12 protein-coding genes and 1 pseudogene are annotated in these 19,285 nt (G+C 75.0%); 3 read left to right on the top strand and 10 right to left on the bottom strand.

Annotation, left to right across the window (positions count from 1 at the left end):
- The first annotated feature begins 28 nt into the window (after positions 1-28).
- The gene (locus ABT238_RS19580) at positions 29-898 is read left to right on the top strand and encodes a M23 family metallopeptidase (RefSeq protein ID WP_350570594.1); all 870 of its coding nucleotides are present in this window, start codon (positions 29-31) and stop codon (positions 896-898) included.
- 31 nt (positions 899-929) lie between these two features.
- Here ABT238_RS19580 and pcrA read toward each other — a convergent pair whose 3' ends face one another.
- From pcrA to ABT238_RS19595, 3 genes are all read right to left on the bottom strand, one after another.
- The gene (gene pcrA / locus ABT238_RS19585; protein WP_350769696.1) at positions 930-3,566 is read right to left on the bottom strand and encodes a DNA helicase PcrA; all 2,637 of its coding nucleotides are present in this window, start codon (positions 3,564-3,566) and stop codon (positions 930-932) included.
- 83 nt (positions 3,567-3,649) lie between these two features.
- Positions 3,650-4,327 (bottom strand): LuxR C-terminal-related transcriptional regulator, encoded by a 678-nt coding sequence (locus ABT238_RS19590; RefSeq protein ID WP_350570597.1) that lies wholly within the window; start codon positions 4,325-4,327, stop codon positions 3,650-3,652.
- Positions 4,320-5,684 (bottom strand): ATP-binding protein, encoded by a 1,365-nt coding sequence (locus ABT238_RS19595; RefSeq protein ID WP_350570610.1) that lies wholly within the window; start codon positions 5,682-5,684, stop codon positions 4,320-4,322. Before ABT238_RS19595 ends, ABT238_RS19590 begins: the two co-directional genes overlap by 8 nt.
- A gap of 285 nt (positions 5,685-5,969) precedes the next feature.
- On the opposite strand from ABT238_RS19595, the gene ABT238_RS19600 reads away from it, so the two are divergent.
- Entirely contained in the window at positions 5,970-7,496 is a 1,527-nt protein-coding gene (locus ABT238_RS19600) for a PspC domain-containing protein (protein WP_350769700.1), read from the top strand.
- Positions 7,493-7,711 (top strand): hypothetical protein, encoded by a 219-nt coding sequence (locus tag ABT238_RS19605; protein ID WP_350570600.1) that lies wholly within the window; start codon positions 7,493-7,495, stop codon positions 7,709-7,711. The genes ABT238_RS19600 and ABT238_RS19605 overlap by 4 nt, the downstream gene beginning before the upstream one ends.
- A 12-nt stretch (positions 7,712-7,723) precedes the next feature.
- Here ABT238_RS19605 and ABT238_RS19610 read toward each other — a convergent pair whose 3' ends face one another.
- The 7 genes and pseudogenes from ABT238_RS19610 to ABT238_RS19640 all read right to left on the bottom strand — a co-directional run bounded on the left by ABT238_RS19610 (position 7,724) and on the right by ABT238_RS19640 (position 18,945).
- Positions 7,724-8,158: a QcrA and Rieske domain-containing protein gene (locus ABT238_RS19610; RefSeq protein ID WP_350570612.1), complete on the bottom strand. Its 435-nt coding sequence runs from the start codon at positions 8,156-8,158 to the stop codon at positions 7,724-7,726.
- Between the two features lie 42 nt (positions 8,159-8,200).
- A pseudogene (locus ABT238_RS19615) lies at positions 8,201-8,824 on the bottom strand (DoxX family membrane protein); the annotation flags it as partial.
- 197 nt (positions 8,825-9,021) lie between these two features.
- Positions 9,022-10,617, bottom strand: coding sequence for a glutamine-hydrolyzing GMP synthase (guaA, locus tag ABT238_RS19620; protein ID WP_350570602.1), 1,596 nt, complete (start codon positions 10,615-10,617; stop codon positions 9,022-9,024).
- Positions 10,618-11,682: 1,065 nt separating this feature from the next.
- Positions 11,683-13,434, bottom strand: coding sequence for a hypothetical protein (locus ABT238_RS19625; RefSeq protein WP_350769728.1), 1,752 nt, complete (start codon positions 13,432-13,434; stop codon positions 11,683-11,685).
- Between the two features lie 164 nt (positions 13,435-13,598).
- Positions 13,599-15,389 (bottom strand): GMC oxidoreductase, encoded by a 1,791-nt coding sequence (locus ABT238_RS19630; protein ID WP_350769745.1) that lies wholly within the window; start codon positions 15,387-15,389, stop codon positions 13,599-13,601.
- Between the two features lie 70 nt (positions 15,390-15,459).
- A complete protein-coding gene (locus tag ABT238_RS19635; RefSeq protein ID WP_350570607.1) occupies positions 15,460-17,103 on the bottom strand; it encodes a succinic semialdehyde dehydrogenase in 1,644 nt (547 codons plus the stop codon).
- Between the two features lie 81 nt (positions 17,104-17,184).
- A complete protein-coding gene (locus ABT238_RS19640; RefSeq protein WP_350769778.1) occupies positions 17,185-18,945 on the bottom strand; it encodes a protein kinase domain-containing protein in 1,761 nt (586 codons plus the stop codon).
- Positions 18,946-19,285: the final 340 nt, after the last annotated feature.

The raw sequence follows: 19,285 nt of genomic DNA on the forward strand, positions 1-19,285 counted from the left end.
CCCGAGGCCCACCGAGGAGGCAGCCGCGATGGCTCCCGAAGCAGCCGCTCGCCCGACCCGTGCGGAACTGCGCCTCGCCGCCCGCGAGCAGTCCCGGGCGCAGCGCCGTGACGCCGCCAAGGCCGCCACCCGCACCGCGCTGCTGCGGGTCGCCCTGCCCTCGGTGGCCGCGCTCGGCGTCGCCGCCGCCGCGGCCGTCACCGTCCAGGGCGAGGCCGACCAGCAGCGCGCCCAGGCCGCCGGCCGGGTCCCCGAGCAGGCCACCGCCGCCGATGCCCCGGACGGCGCGCAGACCGGGGCCGCGCAGACCGGGGCCGCGCAGGCCGCCCAGCAGGCGCTGGCCGCCGGCGAGGCCGACCAGACCGCCTCCCGCGGCGACGCCCGCCAGCCGCTCGCCGGCACCCAGGACGGCGCGGCCGACCCGGCGGGCCGGAACGGCCCGAACGGGCAGCCGTCCGCGCAGACCGCCGCCACCGACCAGCCGCCCGCGCCCCAGCGCCCCGCGATCTCGATGCCGGTCGCCCAGCACGGCGTCGGCGAGGCCTTCGGCGCCGCCGGAACCCACTGGGCCAAGCGGCACACCGGCATCGACTTCCCGGTGGACGGCGGCACCCAGGTGATGGCCGTCGCCGACGGCACCATCCGCACGCAGTGGAATCCGTCGTACGGCTACATGACCATCCTCAAGACCGCCGACGGCACCGAGGTCTGGTACTGCCACCTGCGCTCGTACAAGATCCGCAAGGGCACGGTGAAGGCCGGCGACGTCATCGCCTTCGTCGGCAGCAGCGGCAACAGCACCGGCCCGCACCTGCACCTCGAAATCCGCCCGGCCGGCGGCGGCGCGCCCGTCGACCCGCTGCCCTGGTTCCTCGCCCAGGGCCTCGACCCGCGCTGAACGGACAGCGCGGGCCGACCGGCCCGGGGCCCTACAGCTTCTCGACCGGCGCGTAGCGCAGCAGCAGTTGCTTGCGCCCCTCCGAGCCGAAGTCCACGGTGGCCTGTGCCTTGTCGCCGACGCCGGTGGTGGCCACCACGGTGCCCAGCCCGAAGGTGTCGTGGGTGACCCGGTCGCCGACCGCCAGCGCGACCGCCTCCCGCTCCACCGCCGCGCCCGAACGCCGCGCCGACTGCCCCCAGCCCGCCTTCGGCGAGGCCCCGGCGGCCGACCCGCGCGAGCCCTGGGCCGACCCGCGCGAGGAGCCGCCCCCGGCCGAGGACCTCCCGCCCCAGGAGGACCCCGAGGAGAAGCCCCGGGAGGCCGGCGCCGAGGCCGCCCCCGTGCGCTTCCACTCCACCAGCGTCTCCGGGATCTCCTCCAGGAACCGCGAGGCCGGGTTGTACGACGGCTGCCCCCAGGCGCTGCGCAGCACCGACCTGGTCAGGTAGAGCCGCTGCCGCGCCCGGGTCAGCCCGACGTACGCCAGGCGCCGCTCCTCCTCCAGCTCCTTGACCTGGTTGAGCGCCCGCATGTGCGGGAAGATGCCGTCCTCCATGCCGGTCAGGAAGACCACCGGGAACTCCAGGCCCTTGGCGGTGTGCAGGGTCATCATGGTGATGACGCCCTGCCCCTCCTCGTCCTCGTCCGGGATCTGGTCGGAGTCGGCGACCAGCGCCACCCGCTCCAGGAAGTCGGCCAGCGAGCCGACCGGCGGCGCGCCGTCCTCGCCCGCGTCCGGGCGCTCGCCCGGGTCCTGCTCGTACTCCAGGGCGACCGAGGCCAGCTCCTGGAGGTTCTCCACCCGGGTCTCGTCCTGCGGGTCGGTGGAGGCCTGCAACTCGGCGAGGTAGCCGGTCTCCTCCAGCACCGCCTCCAGCACCGCGGCGGGGCCCGCGCCGGACTCGACGACCTGGCGCAGCCCGGCCATCAGCGCGTTGAACTTCTTCACCGCGTTCGCCGAGCGCGCGGCCATGCCGTACGCCTCGTCGACCCGCCGCAGCGCCTGCGCGAAGGAGATCCGCTCGCGCGCGGCCAGCGCGTCGACCATCGCCTCGGCCCGCTCGCCGATGCCGCGCTTGGGCACGTTGAGGATCCGGCGCAGCGGCACGGTGTCCTCCGGGTTGGACAGCACCCGCAGGTAGGCCAGGACGTCCTTGACCTCCTTGCGCTCGTAGAAGCGCACCCCGCCGACCACCTTGTACGGCAGGCCGACCCGGATGAACACCTCCTCGAAGACGCGGGACTGCGCGTTGGTGCGGTAGAAGATCGCGACGTCGCCGGGCTTGGCCGTGCCCGCGTCGGTGAGCCGGTCGATCTCGTCGGCGATGAACTGGGCCTCGCCGTGCTCGTCGTCCGCGACGTAGCCGACGACCTTCTCGCCGTCCTCGCCGGCCGTCCAGAGCTTCTTCTCGCGCCGGTTGGCGTTGCGCTCGATGACGGCGTTGGCCGCGCTCAGGATGGTCTGGGTGGAGCGGTAGTTCTGCTCCAGCAGGATCGTGGTGGCGTTCGGGTAGTCCTCCTCGAACTGGAGGATGTTGCGGATCGTCGCGCCGCGGAAGGCGTAGATCGACTGGTCCGCGTCACCGACCACGCACAGCTCGGCGGGCGGCACCTCGGCGAGCCGGCCGGCCGCCGGGTCGACCCAGTCGCCGTCGACGGTGCGCTTCGGGGCGTCGGCCGCCGCGCCGCCGCTCAGCTCGCGGACCAGCGTGTACTGGGCGTGGTTGGTGTCCTGGTACTCGTCGACCAGGATGTGCCGGAACCGCCGCCGGTAGTGCTCCGCGACGTCGGGGAAGGCCTGGAGCAGGTTCACCGTCGTCATGATGATGTCGTCGAAGTCGAGGGCGTTGGCCTCGCGCAGCCGCCGCTGGTAGAGGAAGTACGCCTCGGCGAGCTTCTTCTCCGTCGGGTTGGCGGCCTGGTCGGCGTAGGTCTCCTCGTCGATCAGCTCGTTCTTGAGGTTGCTGACCTTCGCGGTGAAGGACTTCGGCGGGAACTGCTTGGGGTCCAGGTCGAGGTCGCGGCAGACCAGGGCCATCAGCCGCTGCGAGTCGGCGGCGTCGTAGATCGAGAACGACGAGGTGAAGCCGAGCAGCTTGGACTCGCGGCGCAGGATCCGCACGCAGGCGCTGTGGAAGGTGGAGACCCACATCGCCCGGGCGCGCGGGCCGACCAGCTGCTCGACGCGCTCGCGCATCTCGCCGGCCGCCTTGTTGGTGAAGGTGATCGCCAGGATCTCGCCCGGCTGCACGCCGCGCGCGGCCAGCAGGTGGGCGATCCGGTGGGTGAGCACCCTGGTCTTGCCCGAGCCGGCGCCGGCCACGATCAGCAGCGGCGAGCCGGCGTGCAGCACGGCCTCGCGCTGCGGGTCGTTCATGCCCTCCAGCAGCGCGGCCGGGTCGATCACCGGCCGGGCGGCGCCGTTGCGGTACCAGGCGTCCCGCTCCGCCTCGGCGGCGTGGTCGGTGTGGAACAGCCCGTCCGGGATCGCCTCCTCGAAGGCGTCGTACGGGACGTCGTCCTCGTACGGCGGCGGCTCCTCGTCGATCGGCGGCGCGGGTTGCTTCGACCCGGCGGCGGGGGCCTCGAAACCGGGGAGCGGGAGGTCGTCAAAGAGGCTACTCATGGCACTGACGAGTCTATGGCCACCCGCCGACAAGCCCGTCCGGCCCTCGGCGGGGCCGGGCGGGCTCGTCGCGGACGCGCCGGTCAGACCAGCCGGCGCGCGGTGGCCCAGCGGGTCAGCTCGTGCCGGTTGCTCAGCTGGAGCTTGCGCAGCACCGCCGAGACGTGGCTCTCCACCGTCTTGACCGAGATGAACAGCTGCTTGGCGATCTCCTTGTACGCGTACCCGCGGGCGATCAGCCGCAGCACCTCGCGCTCGCGCTGGGTCAGCCGGTCCAGGTCCTCGTCCACCGGCGGGGTGTCGGTGGCGGCGAAGGCGTCCAGCACGAAGCCGGCCAGCCGGGGCGAGAAGACGGCGTCCCCGTCGGCGATCCGGAAGATCGCGTCGACCAGGTCGGTCCCGGTGATCGTCTTGGTGACGTAGCCGCGGGCGCCGCCGCGGATCACGCCGATCACGTCCTCCGCCGCGTCCGACACCGAGAGCGCCAGGAACCTGACTCCCCCCGGGTCCCCCATCAGCCCGGCCGAGCGGCGCAGCACCTCGACGCCGCCGCCACCGGGCAGGTGGACGTCCAGCAGCACCACGTCCGGCCGGGTCTCGGCGACCACCCGGACCGCGGACTCCACGTCGTCGGCCTCGCCGACCACGTCGATCCCGGTCGCCTCGGTGCGCCCGATCTCCGCCCGTACCCCCGTCCGGAACATCCGGTGGTCGTCGACCAGCACGACCCGCGCGCGGCGCTCCGGCGCTGCCTCAGTCATTCGCTCTCTCCATCTCCAGCTCGACCTCGGTCCCGCCGTCCGGCGCCGGCCGCACCCGTGCGGTGCCGCCGTTGCGCTTCATGCGGCCGAGGATCGACTCGCGTACGCCCATCCGGTCCTCGGGCACCGTGTCCGGGTCGAAGCCCGGGCCGTGGTCGCGGACGAACACCATCACGGTCCTCCCCTCGACCTCGGCGTAGACCTGGACCGGTCCCCCGCCACCGTACTTGGCCGCGTTGACCGTCGCCTCCCTCGCGGCCTGCATCTGCGCCGCGATCCGCTCGTCCATCGGGCAGTCGCCGACGATCACCACCTCGACCGGGACGCCGTGCCGGTCCTCGACCTCGGCGACCACCGCCCGCAGGCTCTCCGCCATGGTGTCCGGCGCCTGCTCGGCGACCGCCTCCGGGCGGTAGAGCCACAGCCGCAGCTCGCGCTCCTGGGCCCGGGCCAGCCGCAGGACCTCCTTGGGGTCCTCGGCGCGGCGCTGGATGAGGGTCAGGGTGTGCAGCACCGAGTCGTGCACGTGGGCGGCGATCTCGGCGCGCTCCTGGGCGCGGATGCGGGCGGTGCGCTCGGCGCCGAGGTCCTGCCACATCCGCAGCGCGTACGGGCCGACCAGCACGAGCACGCCGGCCAGCACCGCGAGCGAGGCCTCGATCACCGAGCCGATCGTCGAGCCGCCGCCCTGGGTGGCCAGGAAGGCGATGATGCCCGCCACCACCAGCAGCACGCCCGCGCCGACCCGGGTGTAGGCGCCGCGCCGCTTCTCGCCCTCCTCCAGTCCGAACCAGCGCTGCCAGCGGGAGTCGTCGGCCTGCCGCCAGACCAGCGCCACACCGACGCCGATCGCCAGCAGCGGCCAGGTGTAGGGCTTGGCGGTCTGCACGTTGAGCGCGTTGAGCAGGGCGATCACGCCGATCACCAGCATCACCAGCGCGGCCAGCTGGCCCAGCCCGCCCTGCCGCTGGCCCGCGGCGGCGCCGGACGCGCCGGACCCCTCGCCCGCCTCGACCGGCTCGCCCCGCAGGGCGTGCTGCAGCACCTCGCGCAGCCGGCCGATCCACCCGCCGCGCCGGCCGTCCTTGCTCAGCTCCCCGCCGCCGCCCGCCTGCCAGGAGCCGACCGGGACGAAGGCGCCGTTCACGTACACCCAGTGCGCGCCGCCCCGCCGGGCGGGCTCGCCGATGCCGATCGGCACCACGAACCAGAACGCCGCGTAGAGCAGCCCGCCGAGGCCCTGGGCGAAGAACAGCATCACGAAGGCGATCCGCACCCAGCTGACGGGCAGTCCGAGGTGCACGGCGAGCCCGTGCGCGACACCGCCGAGCATCCGCCCCTGCGGGCTGCGGTACAGCCGGCGGTAGGGCGGTTTCCCGTCGGCGGGAGCGGTCGGGTCGCCACCCCCGGGCGGCGCGGGCTCGGGGGCGAGGGGGCGGGAGTCGGAACCGGGTGCTGCCACGGCACCGATGGTTCCACGCGGGCGGACCCGGACGCATCAGGGTGTGGCCCTAAGGGTCCCCCCGCGGGCACGCCCGGCCCTGCCCGTGCGGGAACCCTGACCCTTCTCAGGGACAAGTCAGGGTCCGAGCAGGGACGGGACCGGTTGGGGCGGGGGCGCGGCACCCACCAGGATGGTGGCATGACCGAAGACCACCGCGCAGAGGAGCTCCACGAGGCCGGGACGAGCGCCCCACCCGCGCCGGACCGACCCCCGCTGACCCGGGCCGAGCACCACCGCGTGGTGGCCGGCGTCTGCGGCGGCCTCGGCCGGCACCTGGACATCGACCCGGTGGTGTTCCGCGTCGTGACGGTCGTGCTCTGCCTCTCCGGCGGCCTCGGCCTCTTCCTGTACGGCCTGGCCTGGCTGATCGTGCCGACCGAGCCGGGCACGGACGGCAAGGGCGCCGCCCGCTCCGGCCGCACCGAGCTCCAGCGGGTGCTCACCGGCCGGGTCGACGGCCAGTCGGTCGGCGCGGTGCTGCTGACCGTGATCGGCACCGGCGTCTTCTTCTCCTCGATGGGCGACGGCGGCCAGCTGTTCCCGCTGCTGCTGCTCGCCGGGCTGGTCTTCCTCGCCGTCCGCTACGACCCCGAGCGCCGGCGCGGCGGCCGGGTCCGCGGCCGCCGCCGGCACCACCACCCCCACGGCCACGTCCACGGCTACGGCCAGCCGCAGGGCGGCCCGTACGACCGGTACTTCCCGGACGACCCCGCTGCCGCCGGGGGCCCCGCCGCGACCGCCGGGAGCGCCGCGAGCGGCTACCGCTGGCCGCGCGAGGAGCCGGCCGCCGACGACGAGGCCCGCGCCCGGCACGCCGCCGCGCGCGCCGCCGGCACCGTCCCCGCCGACACCCCGCACCCCGGCCCGTCCGGCTACCTGTGGGACCCGCGCCACCCCGAGCGCAACCCGTACGACGGCGCCGCGACCCCGCCGCCCGGTGCCCCGGCCCGGCCGTGGTGGCAGCGCACCGACCTGCCGCAGGGCGACCCGCTGCGCAAGGAGGCCGGGCCCGTCCCGCCGGCCGCGCCGCGCCCGCCCGTGGTGGTGCACCGGCGCGAGCGCTCCCCGCTCGGCCTGATCGGCCTGCTGCTGGCGGTGGGCGCGGCCAGCGCCGTCTGGTCGGCCTCGACCGACGGCGGGGCGACGGTACGGGCCGGCAGCGTGCTGGCCACCGCGCTGCTGGTGATCGGACTGACCCTGCTGGTCGGCGCGAAGTTCGGCCGGGCCCGCCGGCTGGTGGTCCCGGGCCTGCTGCTCACCGTCGCGCTGACCGCGGTCGGCCAGTCCTCGGTCTCGCCCCGGAACTTCGCGGGCGACCGCACCTGGACCGTCGCCACGACCGCCGAGCTGCAGCCGAAGTACACGCTGGGGGTCGGCTCGGCGCACCTGGACCTCGGCACGCTCGACCCGGCCGGCACGGCCCTGGCGACCACGGTCGAGCTGGGCGTCGGCGACCTCACCGTAACGGTGCCGTCGAGCGTCACGGTCAACGTGCGCAGCGAGATCGGCCTGGTCGAGGTCCGCCTCGCCGACCGCGAGCCGTCCGACGACGGCCCGGGAGACCGCAGCTACCAGCTGCTCCCGGTGAACGGACAGACATCCAAGGGCACGCTCGACCTCACGCTGAAGGTCGGGCTCGGCAGCATCAAGGTGGTCCAGCAGTGAGGAAGCACCAGCTCGACCTGTTCTCGCTGATCGCCGGCGGGTTGTTCACCGCGATCGCGGTGCTCTACCTGGTGGCGGCGGTGAACGACGTCTCGGTGAACGGCCGGATCGTCATCCCGGTGACCTTCATCGTCCTGGGCCTGGGAGGCCTGGCCGGGGCGGTGGCGGCGGCGGTCCGGCGCTCCCGGCCCGAGGAGCCCGGGCGGGAGGGTTAGGCCCTCCCGGGGTCAGGCCTCCAGCGGGCCCAGGTGCAGCTTGTCGCCCTCCTTGGTGACCCGGTACTTGGGCAGCGGCCTGGTGGCCGGGCCGTTCAGCACCGCGCCGGTGGCCGCGTCGAACCGGGAGCCGTGGCAGGGGCAGTAGAGCTTGCCGTCCTTCGGTGCGTCGACCGCGCAGCCGGAGTGGGTGCAGACCGAGGAGAACGCGCAGTACTGGCCCGCCTTGGGCTGCACCACGTAGACGGCGTCGCCGCTGGCCGGGTCCTTGACCTGGGCCGAGCCGCCGACCGGGACGCTCGCGGCGTCCACCGTGACCGGCGCCGCGGCCGGCGCCGCGGACTGCTTCGCCTTCGCGGTGGGCCTGTCCCGCCCGAAGGTGGCGGTCAGCGAGCCGGTGAGCAGCCCGGCGCCGCCCATCGCGACGGCCGCGATGCCGCCGTCCATCAGGGCCCGGCGCCGGACGTGGTCCTCGCTCAGGCCGCGGCGGCGGTCCCGGGCGGAGCGCCGGGCGAGGTAGCCGTCCACCGAGAGGTACGGGGTGCCGGCCAGCACCAGCGGCGTCCAGGCCATCAGGTAGACGAGGTCGTTGCCGAGGTAGTACGGCGAGACGCTCCAGCTGACGGTGAGCCAGAGGGTGAGGCTGATCAGGGCCCCGCCGACGGCGGCGAGCCGGCCCCAGAGGCCGAGCAGGGTGCCCAGGCCCACCGCCAGCTCGCCGAAGGCGACCAGCAGGGCGAACGGGGTGGGGTGGTCCAGCGCCGGGCCGAGCAGGAAGTCGATCGGGCTGGAGCCCTTGACCGCCCGGGTCTGCGAGACGAACGAGGCCGGGTCGACGGCCCCGGCCAGGTAGTGGCCGTCGGAGAGCTTGTCGAGCGCCGCGTAGACGAAGGTGACGCCGAGGAAGAGCCGCAGCGGCAGCAGCGCCAGCCGCGAGCCGGCCGCCTTCCAGGCGGCGATCCGGGCGGCCGCGCCAGCCGGGCCCGCGCCGTCCGAAGGGCCCGTGGACGGCCCGGCCGCACCCGACCCGGCCGCGCCGTCACCCGCGGTCCCGGCCCCGGTTCCGGCGGCCGTTCCCGACCCGGCCGCCACGGAGCTGCTGGCCTCCGCCATTCCCCACACCTTCCCTCACCGGCCCGCCACCGCCTGACAGGTCCGGACGCATTCTGCCCGCTGATGCGCGCTTTCGGTGGGAGGGCCCACGGAGGGCCCTCCCCGTGAACCCGAACACCCGCGCCGTCGCCCCCTTGGTACGGGGACGACGGCGCGGGTGTTCAGAACCGGTCAGGACCGGCCGGGACGGGGAGTGCTCACTCCCACTCGATGGTGCCCGGCGGCTTGCTGGTGCAGTCCAGCACCACGCGGTTGACGTCGCGGACCTCGTTGGTGATCCGGGTGGAGATCCGGGCCAGCACGTCGTACGGCAGACGCGACCAGTCGGCGGTCATGGCGTCCTCGGAGGACACCGGGCGCAGCACGATCGGGTGACCGTAGGTGCGGCCGTCGCCCTGGACGCCGACGCTGCGGACGTCCGCGAGCAGGACGACCGGGCACTGCCAGATCTCGCGGTCCAGGCCGGCCGCGGTCAGCTCCTCGCGGGCGATCGCGTCGGCCTCGCGCAGCAGGTCCAGGCGGTCCCTGGTGACCTCGCCGACGATCCGGATGCCCAGGCCGGGGCCCGGGAACGGCTGGCGCTGGACGATCTCCTCCGGCAGGCCCAGCTCCTGGCCGACCATCCGGACCTCGTCCTTGAACAGCTTGCGCAGCGGCTCGACCAGCGCGAACTGCAGGTCCTCGGGCAGGCCGCCGACGTTGTGGTGGGACTTGATGTTGGCGGTGCCGGTGCCGCCGCCGGACTCCACGACGTCCGGGTACAGGGTGCCCTGGACGAGGAAGTCGACCGACTCGCCGTGCTCGCCGGCCTCGGCGATGATCTCGGCCTGCGCCTGCTCGAAGACCCGGATGAACTCCCGGCCGATGATCTTGCGCTTCTCCTCAGGGTCGCTGACGCCCTTCAGCGCGTCCAGGAAGCGCTCCTGCGCGTCGACGACCTTCAGCTGCACGCCGGTGGCCGCGACGAAGTCCTTCTCGACCTGCTCGGTCTCGCCCTTGCGCATCAGGCCGTGGTCGACGTAGACGCAGGTCAGCCGGTCGCCGATGGCCTTGTTGACCAGGGCGGCGGCGACCGCCGAGTCCACGCCGCCGGACAGGCCGCAGATCGCGCGCTTGTTGCCGACCTGGGCGCGGATCGCCGCGACCTGCTCCTCGACCACGTTGCCGGTGGTCCAGGTGGGGGCGATGCCGGCGCCGCGGTAGAGGAAGTGCTCCAGGATCTGCTGGCCGTGGTCGGAGTGCAGCACCTCGGGGTGGTACTGGACGCCGTAGAGGCGGGCCTCGTCGTTCTCGAAGGCCGCGACCGGCACCACGTCGGTGGAGGCGGTGACGGTGAAGCCCTCGGGGGCCGCGGAGCAGGCGTCGCCGTGCGACATCCACACCGAGTGCTGGGCCGGGACGCCCTCGAACAGGGTCGAGCCGGTGCGCGAGACGGTCAGCGGGGTGCGGCCGTACTCCCGGGCGCCGGTGTTGTCGACGGTGCCGCCGAGCGTCTTGGCCATCAGCTGGAAGCCGTAGCACATGCCGAAGACCGGCACGCCGGCCTCGAAGATCGCGCGGTCGAGCTGCGGCGCGCCCTGCTCGTAGACCGACGAGGGACCGCCGGAGAGGATGATCGCCTTCGGGTTCTTGGCGAGCATCTCGGCGACCGGCATGCTGCTCGGCACGATCTCGCTGTAGACCCGGGCCTCACGCACCCGACGGGCGATGAGCTGGGCGTACTGGGCACCGAAGTCGACCACCAGGACGGTGTCGGTCTCAGGTACGGACTGGACGGGAGTAGCAGAGGACACAGACGGCCTTCCGGCAGCGGTACGAAAGGTGTCGCGCGGCGCGCCCTACGGAAGGTGCACGGCGGGCGACGGGCGGGGGTCTGCCACCGAGTCTACCGGGCTGGCCGGTTTCACTCGTCTGCCCGCCCCGGCGACCGTGACCGTCGCGGCGGCCGGTTCGTTGCTCCGGACAGACCGTACGACCGTGCCGCGCCCGCCAGACGCGTCGCCCCGCCCCGGCCAGGGCGCCTCCGTACGGCACTGCAGGACCACGCGTGGAGCTCACCCCAGTCCACCGGCGCGCGTGGCGTCGTCGCGGAGAACCGGCCCCGGCCGGGGAGCGACGCGCCGTGGGACCGCGCGCGGGTGCTGCGGCCGGCCAGCAGGGGACAGCGAACCCGGCCGCGACTGGACCAGGGAGGTGGGGCGGCCGGCCGCCGGGGACGCCCGGAGCCGGCCGCCGCACCCGCCGCGATCCCGGCGCACCCCGTTCACCGTCCCCGCGCCACCGTGCGCGTCCCCCGTGCGCGTCCCCCGTGCACTCCGGCCAGCGCCGCTACACACCGTGATCATCGCCGCCGCCCTCCGCCGACCGCCCCGGCGTCCGGCGCGGTGGGCCCGGCATGGGCCGGCCATCGGCCCGACCATCGGCGCGGCCGGAAACGGCCCGTACCGAATCATGCCGAATCGGTTGCAGAGCAAGCCCTTCGTCCAGGACGATGCTGGGTGGAAGAGGTTCTCCCGGCGGCCGAGCGGCCGACCGCGGAGTACCGTCCCGGTGCCGCCGAGACCCGCGGTGGCAACGATTATCACCTCACGCTCCGTGAGCGATGGTCCGATGTCGGCATGCGCGCCGGACCTCCGCCGCGGCACTGTGCGCCCGCGCGCGCCGGCCCACCCCTGCCGGAGCGGCCGCGCGCGACCCATCAGCCAACCGTCCGACGGCGCTCCTCCCCCGGCGCCGTCACCCAGCACCGGCGCGCCCTGACGCCGCGTGCTGAGCGACAAAGGGCCCCGTTCCCCCGCGGGGCCCTTTGCCCTGTCCGGGGCCGGGCCGGTCGCACCGGCCCGGCCCCGGACCCGTCGCTACCGGCGGCTCCAGACGCTCGGGTCCACCGGGCCCTCGTCCTCCGGCCGCCGCCCGGCGGGGCGCTCGCCGGGCCCCCGACCGTCGCCCGAGCCGATCACGTCCACGCCGGTCACCTCGGAGACGGTCACCTCCGGGACGAGCGCCTCCGGGCCGCCCGGCGCGCCGCCGGTGAACTCCCCGTCCGGCTGCGCCGGCACCGCGGCCGACGGCGGCTGCTTGCGGCGGTCGAGGGCCGCCAGCAGCGGCGGCACGGCCAGCGCGCCGACCGCCGCCCACAGGGCGTTGGCCACCAGCAGCGTCCACGGCACCAGGGAGAGCGCGCTCTCGAACCCGGTGTCCCGGCTGCGGCCGAGGTAGCGGACGGTGGTCTGCGAGGAGCTCAGCATCCCGGAGACCAGCATCAGCAGGCTGAGCCCGGCGGCGTACACCGCCGACAGCCGGAGCCGGTCCGCGGCGTCCAGCCGCCGCCGGTACGCCGTCCAGCCGAGCACCGCGGCGGCGGCCAGGGCGAGCAGTGCGGTCCAGCGCCAGTCGCCGTTCGCGCCGTGCAGGTCGAAGAAGGAGTAGTCGTCGACGTCGCGCGGCTCCCGGTACCAGTCCGAGCCATCGACCGTCGGCATCTCGCTGGTGGTCCGGAAGGTCGCACCGGAGCCCAGTCCGAGCAGCATCAGGCCGACGTTGGGCAGGAAGGCCATCGCGGTGCCCGTCAGCTCGCCGCCGGCGCTCGTGTCCCCGCTGTGGACCGCGACCACCACGAGGCCGGCCACCGCCGCCAGGCCCATGGTGACCGCCAGCGCACGGCCGGCCGCCAGCCCGGCGACCGCCCAGCCGCGCACCGCCCGGTTGCGCCAGGCCGCCCAGCGCAGCGCGTCGGTCCCGTACACGGCGAACGCGAGCAGCCCGGCGAGCAGCGCCGTCCAGCCGGCCGCCTCGATCCAGCCGGCCGAGGACTCGTAGCCGGCCCGGCCGAGCGCCCCGGAGTCGACGTCCACGTCGAAGCGTCCGCCCGGGTACCACGCGGCGCCGGCGAGCAGGCCGAGCAGCACGGTCACCGCGGCCGAGGCCACGGCGGTGCGCGCGGCCTCGGCGGCCGCCTGCCGGCGGGTCAGCTGCTCGCCGGTGCGCTCCTGGCGGCGGCGCGCGCCGATCCGCAGGCCCAGCCAGAGCGCGAGCAGCCACAGCGCGGTGACGGTCAGCGGCACCGCGCGGATCAGCGTCCCGCCGTCGCCCCCCGCTTCGACCGGACCGTCGGCGGCGACGTCCAGCCGGAACGGCGCGCCGAGGGCGCCGAGGACGATCGCCAGCCCCGTGCCGAAGCGCTCACCGTAGGAGGGCGGGTCGATGACGACCGTGTAGGGGAAGAAGTCGTCCGGGATCGCGACGGCGAGCGCGGCCAGCAGCAGCACGGCGGTGGGCACGACGACCGCGCGCAGCGCCGGGCGCCAGTCGGCGCCGGTCAGCCAGGCGAGCGCGGCGGGCCTGCCGGCGGCCGGGTCGTACGGCCGGCCGGCGCCCCAGGGCGTCCCGACGGGCGGCGCGGGCGGCACCGGCGGCGCGGCCTGCACGGTCGGCGCGGACCGCGGAGCCGGCGGGGCCGGAGGCAGCACCGGCGGCGGGAGCACGCCCGGCGGCGTCGGTGGTGGCGGCGGTGGTGGCAGCACGGGCGGCGGCACCAGCGCCCGCCCGCAGGACGCGCAGGCGAGCGCCCCCTCCGCCGAAGCCGCGCCGCAGGATGCGCAGATGGCCATGGACCGCGTCCCCCCGTCCGAACGAACGATCTCCTGGTCCCCCAGGGCGCCCCTTTTCTCCCATCGGGTACGGACGGCTGTCAACCGCTCACGCGTCGCCGGGGCGGCTCGGTACGGACCCGGGACATTTCCCGGGTCCGCCCGGCCGCCCCGGCGACCGCCGGTCAGGCCTGCTTCTTCGGCACCTCCGGCACCGCCAGCAGCGGCAGCCGCAGCGCGCCGAACGCGTCGTCCGGCACCGCCGGGGCGAGCGGCGCGACCGGGGCGATCCGGCGGTACTCCTCGCCGGGCGCCGGGCGGGTGTCCCGCTCGCCCTTGTTGGGCCACATCGACATCGCCCGCTCGGCCTGCGCCGTGATGGTCAGCGACGGGTTGACGCCGAGGTTGGCGGAGACCGCCGCGCCGTCCACCACGCTGATCCCGGGGTGCCCGTAGAGGCGGTGGTACGGGTCGACGACCCCGGTCAGCGGGGAGTCGCCGATCGGACAGCCGCCCAGGAAGTGCGCGGTCATCGGGATGTCGAAGATCTCGCCGACGCTGCCGCCGGGGAACCCGTTGATCTCGTCGGCGAGCGCCCGGGCGCCGCGCTCGGCGGCCGGGATCCAGGTCGGGTTGGGCGCGCCGTGGCCCTGGTGGGAGGTCAGCGCCCCCTTGCCGAGGCCCTTGTCCTTCAGCGAGACGGTGATCGAATTGTCCAGGGACTGCATCACCAGGCCGATGATCGTCTTCTCCGACCACCGGTGCTGGTTCATCGACCGGGCGAAGGTCACCGGGTGCTTGACCGAATTGCCGAGGTAGCGCAGCCAGCGCGGGAGCCGCCCGCCGCCCCGGACCTGGGCGATCGACAGCGCGCCCATCGCGTTGGAGCCCTTGCCGTAGCGGACCGGCTCGATGTGGGTGTTCTCGTCCGGGTGGATCGAGGAGGTGATCGCCACGCCCTTGGTGAAGTCCGCGCGGGCACCGTAGCGCCGGTCCGTGGTCTGCGCGCCCACCAGCGCCTCGGAGTTGGTCCGGGTCAGCTCGCCGAGCCGGGCCGAGATCCGCGGCAGGTGACCGGCCGCGCGCATCCGGTGCAGCAGGGTCTGGGTGCCGTAGGTGCCGGCCGCGACCACCACCCTGGCGGCGGTGATGGTCCGCGCCCCGGCCTTGACCGGGTCGGTGGTGGAGCGGCTGTCGGTGCGCCGGACGTCCACCGCGAAGCCGCCCTGCCACTCGCGGATCCGGGCCACCGTGGTCAGCGGGTGGATCTCGGCGCCGCCGCGCTCCGCCAGGTACAGGTAGTTCTCGGTCAGCATGTTCTTGGCGCCGTGCCGGCAGCCGGTCATGCACTCGCCGCACTCCACGCAGGCCCTGCGGGCCGGACCGGCGCCGCCGAAGTACGGGTCCGCCACCTCGCCGCCGGGCGCCGCCTTCGCCGTGCCGTCCCCGTCCTCGCCGTCGCCGAAGAAGACCCCGACCGGTGCCATGTGGAAGGTGTCGCCGACGCCCATCCGCTCGGCGGCGGCCTTCAGGTGGACGTCGGAGGGGGTGACGGTCGGGTTGAGCCGCACCCCGAGCATCCGCCGCGCCTGGTCGTAGAACGGCGCCAGCTCCGCCTGCCAGTCGGTGATGTCGCGCCACTGGCGGTCCTCGAAGAACGCCTTCGGCGGCACGTACAGGGTGTTGGCGTAGTTCAGCGAGCCGCCGCCGACCCCGGCGCCGGCCAGGATCAGCACGTTGGCCAGCAGGTGGATGCGCTGGATGCCGTAGAGGCCGAGCTTCGGCGCCCACAGGTAGTTGGCCATGTCCCAGGAGTTGCGGGGCAGTTCGTCCCGGTCGAAGCGGCGCCCGGCCTCCAGGACGGCGACCCGGTACCCCTTCTCGGTCAGCCGCAGCGCCGAGACCGAACCGCCGAAACCGGAGCCGACCACGACCACGTCGTAGTCGAACTCCCGGTCCTCAGCCGAACCCACCATCTGCCACTGCTCCTTCGGAAGTCGTCCAGGGGAAGTCGTCCACGAAACGGGGTACCGGCCGCCGCCGGGGTCACCTGACGCGCAGGGCCTTCAGCATCCGCAGGCCGGCCGTCATCATCACCGCGTACTGCCGGTCCTCCTGGCCGAACATCGGCGCGATCGGCAGCACCCGCTGGCTCGCGATGGTCTGCGCCTCGGTGAACCGCAGGATCCCCTCGGCGCCGTGCCGCCGGCCGAGCCCGGAGTCGCCCATGCCGCCCATCGGCGAGGCGGCCGAGCCGTACGCCGCGCCGTAGGCCTCGTTGACGTTCACCGTGCCGGTGCGCAGCCGGGCCGCGATCGCCCGGCCGCGCCGGACGTCCCTGGTCCAGACGCTGGAGTTGAGGCCGTACGGGGTGGAGTTGGCGGCGGCCACCGCCTCCTCCTCGGTGTCGAAGCGGTAGACCGAGACCACCGGGCCGAAGGTCTCCTCGGCGCACACCGCCATGTCCGGGGTGACGCCGTCCAGGATGGTCGGCTCGAAGAAGAACGGGCCGAGGTCCGGCCGGGCCCGGCCGCCCGCCACCACGGTGGCACCGGCCTTGACCGCCTCCTCGACGTGCCGGGTGGTGGTCTCCAGCTGCCGGACGGAGACCAGCGAGCCCATGTCGGCCCCGTAGGCGAGGCCGCCGCCGAGCCGCAGGGCGCGGGTGCGGGCGGCGAACTTCGCGAGGAACTCGTCCGCCACCGAGCGGTGCACCAGCAGCCGCTCGATCGAGATGCAGAGCTGGCCGGCCGAGGAGAAGCAGGCCCGGACGGCACCCTCGGCGGCCCGGTCGAGGTCGGCGTCGGCGAGGACCAGCAGGGCGTTCTTGCCGCCGAGTTCGAGCGAGGCGCCGACCAGCCGGTCGGCGGCGCGCCGGGCGACGTCGCGGCCGGTGCGGGTGGAGCCGGTGAACGAGACGTAGTCGCCGTGCTCGACCACCGCGGGGCCGATCACCGGGCCGTCGCCGATCACGATCTGCCACAGGTCGGCCGGCAGTCCGGCCTCGATCAGCAGCTCGCGGGCCCAGAGCGCGGTCAGCGCGGTCTGCGTGTCCGGCTTGTTGACCACCGCGTTGCCCGCCACGAAGGCCGGCAGGGCGTCGCCGACCGACAGCTCCAGCGGGTAGTTCCACGGCGAGATGTGGCCGATCACGCCCTTGGGGCGGCGGGCCTCGATCGCCTGGGTGAACAGCGGAACCGCGCCCAGGTGGCGCTTGTCGCGCAGGTAGGCGTGGGCGGCGCGGCCGTAGTGGCGGGCGGCGATCGCGACGGCGAGGATCTCCTCGAAGGCGTGCAGCCGGGCCTTGCCGGTCTCCGCCTGGATGAGGTCGAGCACCTCGTCCTGCCGCTTGAGCAGCAGGTCGTGGAAGCGCAGCAGGACGGCGGCGCGGCGGCGGACCGGCAGCGCGGCCCAGGCCGGCTGGGCGCGCCGGGCCAGCTCGAAGGCGACCTCGACGTCCGCCGGGGTGGACTGCGGCAGGCCGGCCAGCCGCTCGCCGGTCAGCGGGGCGACGGTCTCCACCACGCTGGGCTCGCCGGTGGCGGTGACCCCGGCGACGAGGCGGGCGACCAGGGACGGGGGCACGGCCGAGGCGACGGTGCGTCCGCCGCCGGGCGCGGCGGGATTGCGGCCCGGCGCGCCGGCGCCGGCGGGGTCGTTGGCCGTGGCAGCTGCGGTGAGGTCCGACATAAGGCGCAGCCTAGGCGCTCGGCGCCCGCTTCGGTACCCGTGGGTAACAACAAACCGGACGGCCGCCGGCGGCCCACCGGGTCAGCGGGTGGGGGTGAAGTAGTGCAGCACCGCGTTGAACCGCTGCTCGGCCTCGTTCCACTCGTTGCCCCGCTCGGGGCTGGACGAGTAGATCGCGTAGCTGGTGCCGTCCTCGTCGATGAACTCGGCCTCGATCGCCCGGCGCCGGCCGCCCTCCTTGGCCAGGTAGCTGAACTCCCAGACCGCCGCCTCGTGGCCGTTCACGGCGATGCCGGTCAGCTTGTGCTGCTTGTACTCCTTCCGCGACTTGGAGACGGTGGCCTCCATCTGCCGCAGGTGCTCCAGCGGCTTGACCGACTGGCCCACCGTCACCGCGAACTGCAGGTAGTGCACATTGCCGTCGGGGCTGTAGTAGATCTGGTTGTCCGAGGTGCTGGTGCGCTGCCAGACGGGGGTGGTCGCGGGCAGCGGGAAGCGGAAGCCGGCCGGGTCGTCCACCCAGCGGTAGCCGCTGGGCGCGGGCATCCCGCCGCCGTCGCCCGGTTCGGCCACGGACGGCACCGGCGGGACGGCGTTCTGCGAGGCGGCGTCGTGCCGGGTCAGCAGGAAGGTCGCCGCGACGGCCACCGCCACCACCACGGCCACCACGAGCAGCTGGAGCGCGGCCCGGCGCCTGGCCGGTCCGCGCGCGGGCGCGTCGGTGTACGCCACCGGCGCGACCGGCCCGGTGGGCGCCCCCTCGGACTCCCCGCGCCCCGGGTCGGCCCCGGCGGGATCGGCCCCGGCGCGGTCGCCGCCGACGAGCGGCGCCACCGACGGTTCCCCGGCCTCGGCCGGCGGCACCGGACGCGGCACCGTCACCGCCTCCGGCCCCTCGGGCGAGGGCTCGCCCGCCCCGTCCGGCTCGCCCGAACGGTCCACCACCGGCACCGACTGGGTCGGCATCCGCACCGGGGTGACCGGCTTGAAGCCGAGGGTGTGCCCGGCCTGCACCTCGGCCAGCATCCGGGCCGCCTCGTCCGCGCTCGGCCGGTCCGCCGGGTCCTTGGCCATCAGCGCGGCCAGCACCGGCCCCAGCGGCCCCGCCCGGCGCGGCTCCGGCAGCGGGTCGCCGACCACCGCGGCCAGCGTGGTCAGCGGTGAGGTACGGCGGAACGGCGAGTCGCCCTCCACCGCCGCGTACAGCGTCGCCCCGAGGCCCCACAGGTCGGAGGCCGGACCCGGCCGCTCGCCCTGCGCCCGCTCCGGCGCCAGGTAGTCCGGCGAGCCGACCAGGTCCCCCGGCCGGGTCAGCTCGGCCGAGCCCTCGTACGTCGCGATCCCGAAGTCCAGCAGCACCGCCCGCCCGGTCCCGTGCTCCAGCAGCACGTTGGCCGGCTTCACGTCCCGGTGCAGCACGCCCAGCTGGTGGCCCCGGTGCAGCGCGGCCAGCACCTGACCGCCCACCTCGGCGGCGGCGCGCGGCGGCAGCGTGCCGTCCTGGCTGATCACGTCGGCCAGCGAACGCCCGTCGACCAGCTCCATGACGATCCACGGCCGGCCGTCCTGCTCCAGCACGTCGTGCACCGTGATCACACCGGGATGCTTGATCCGGGCGGCCGCGGCGGCCTCCCGCTTCATCCGGGCGTGCAGGATCTCCAGCTCCTCCTCGGGGAGGTGGTTGACGGTCAGCTCCTTGACCGCGACCTCGCGGTCCAGCATCCGGTCCCTGGCCCGCCAGACCGTGCCCATCCCGCCGCGGCCCAGCCGCTCACCCAGCTCGTAGCGCCCGGCCAGCAGCCGCTCCGCCTCGGCCGACTCCGGCCGGTCATGCGCGCCCATCCGCGACCGCTCCCCCTCATCCACCTGCCGTCACCGCGACGGAGGGCCCGGAGCGGACCACTCGGTGCAGAGCACTGAATCGAACAAATCCCACGGACACATTAGGCGCCCCACCCGCCCCCCGGTAATCTCCCCCACCCGCCACGGTGGCGACCGTGGTCCCACCGACCCCGTCAGCCTGCGAACAGCACCACGGCCGCCACGCCGAACAGGAGCAGCAGGAACACCCCGCCGACCAGGAGGGGGCCCAGCAGCGCCGGCGGAATCCGCGGCGGCCGGGCCGGGCCGGGCGCGCTCCGACGACCGGGCGGCCCGCGAGCGGTCCGGGGACCGGGATCTC

It is taken from the genome of Kitasatospora sp. NPDC001527, from assembly GCF_040298605.1.
Taxonomy (GTDB): domain Bacteria; phylum Actinomycetota; class Actinomycetes; order Streptomycetales; family Streptomycetaceae; genus Kitasatospora.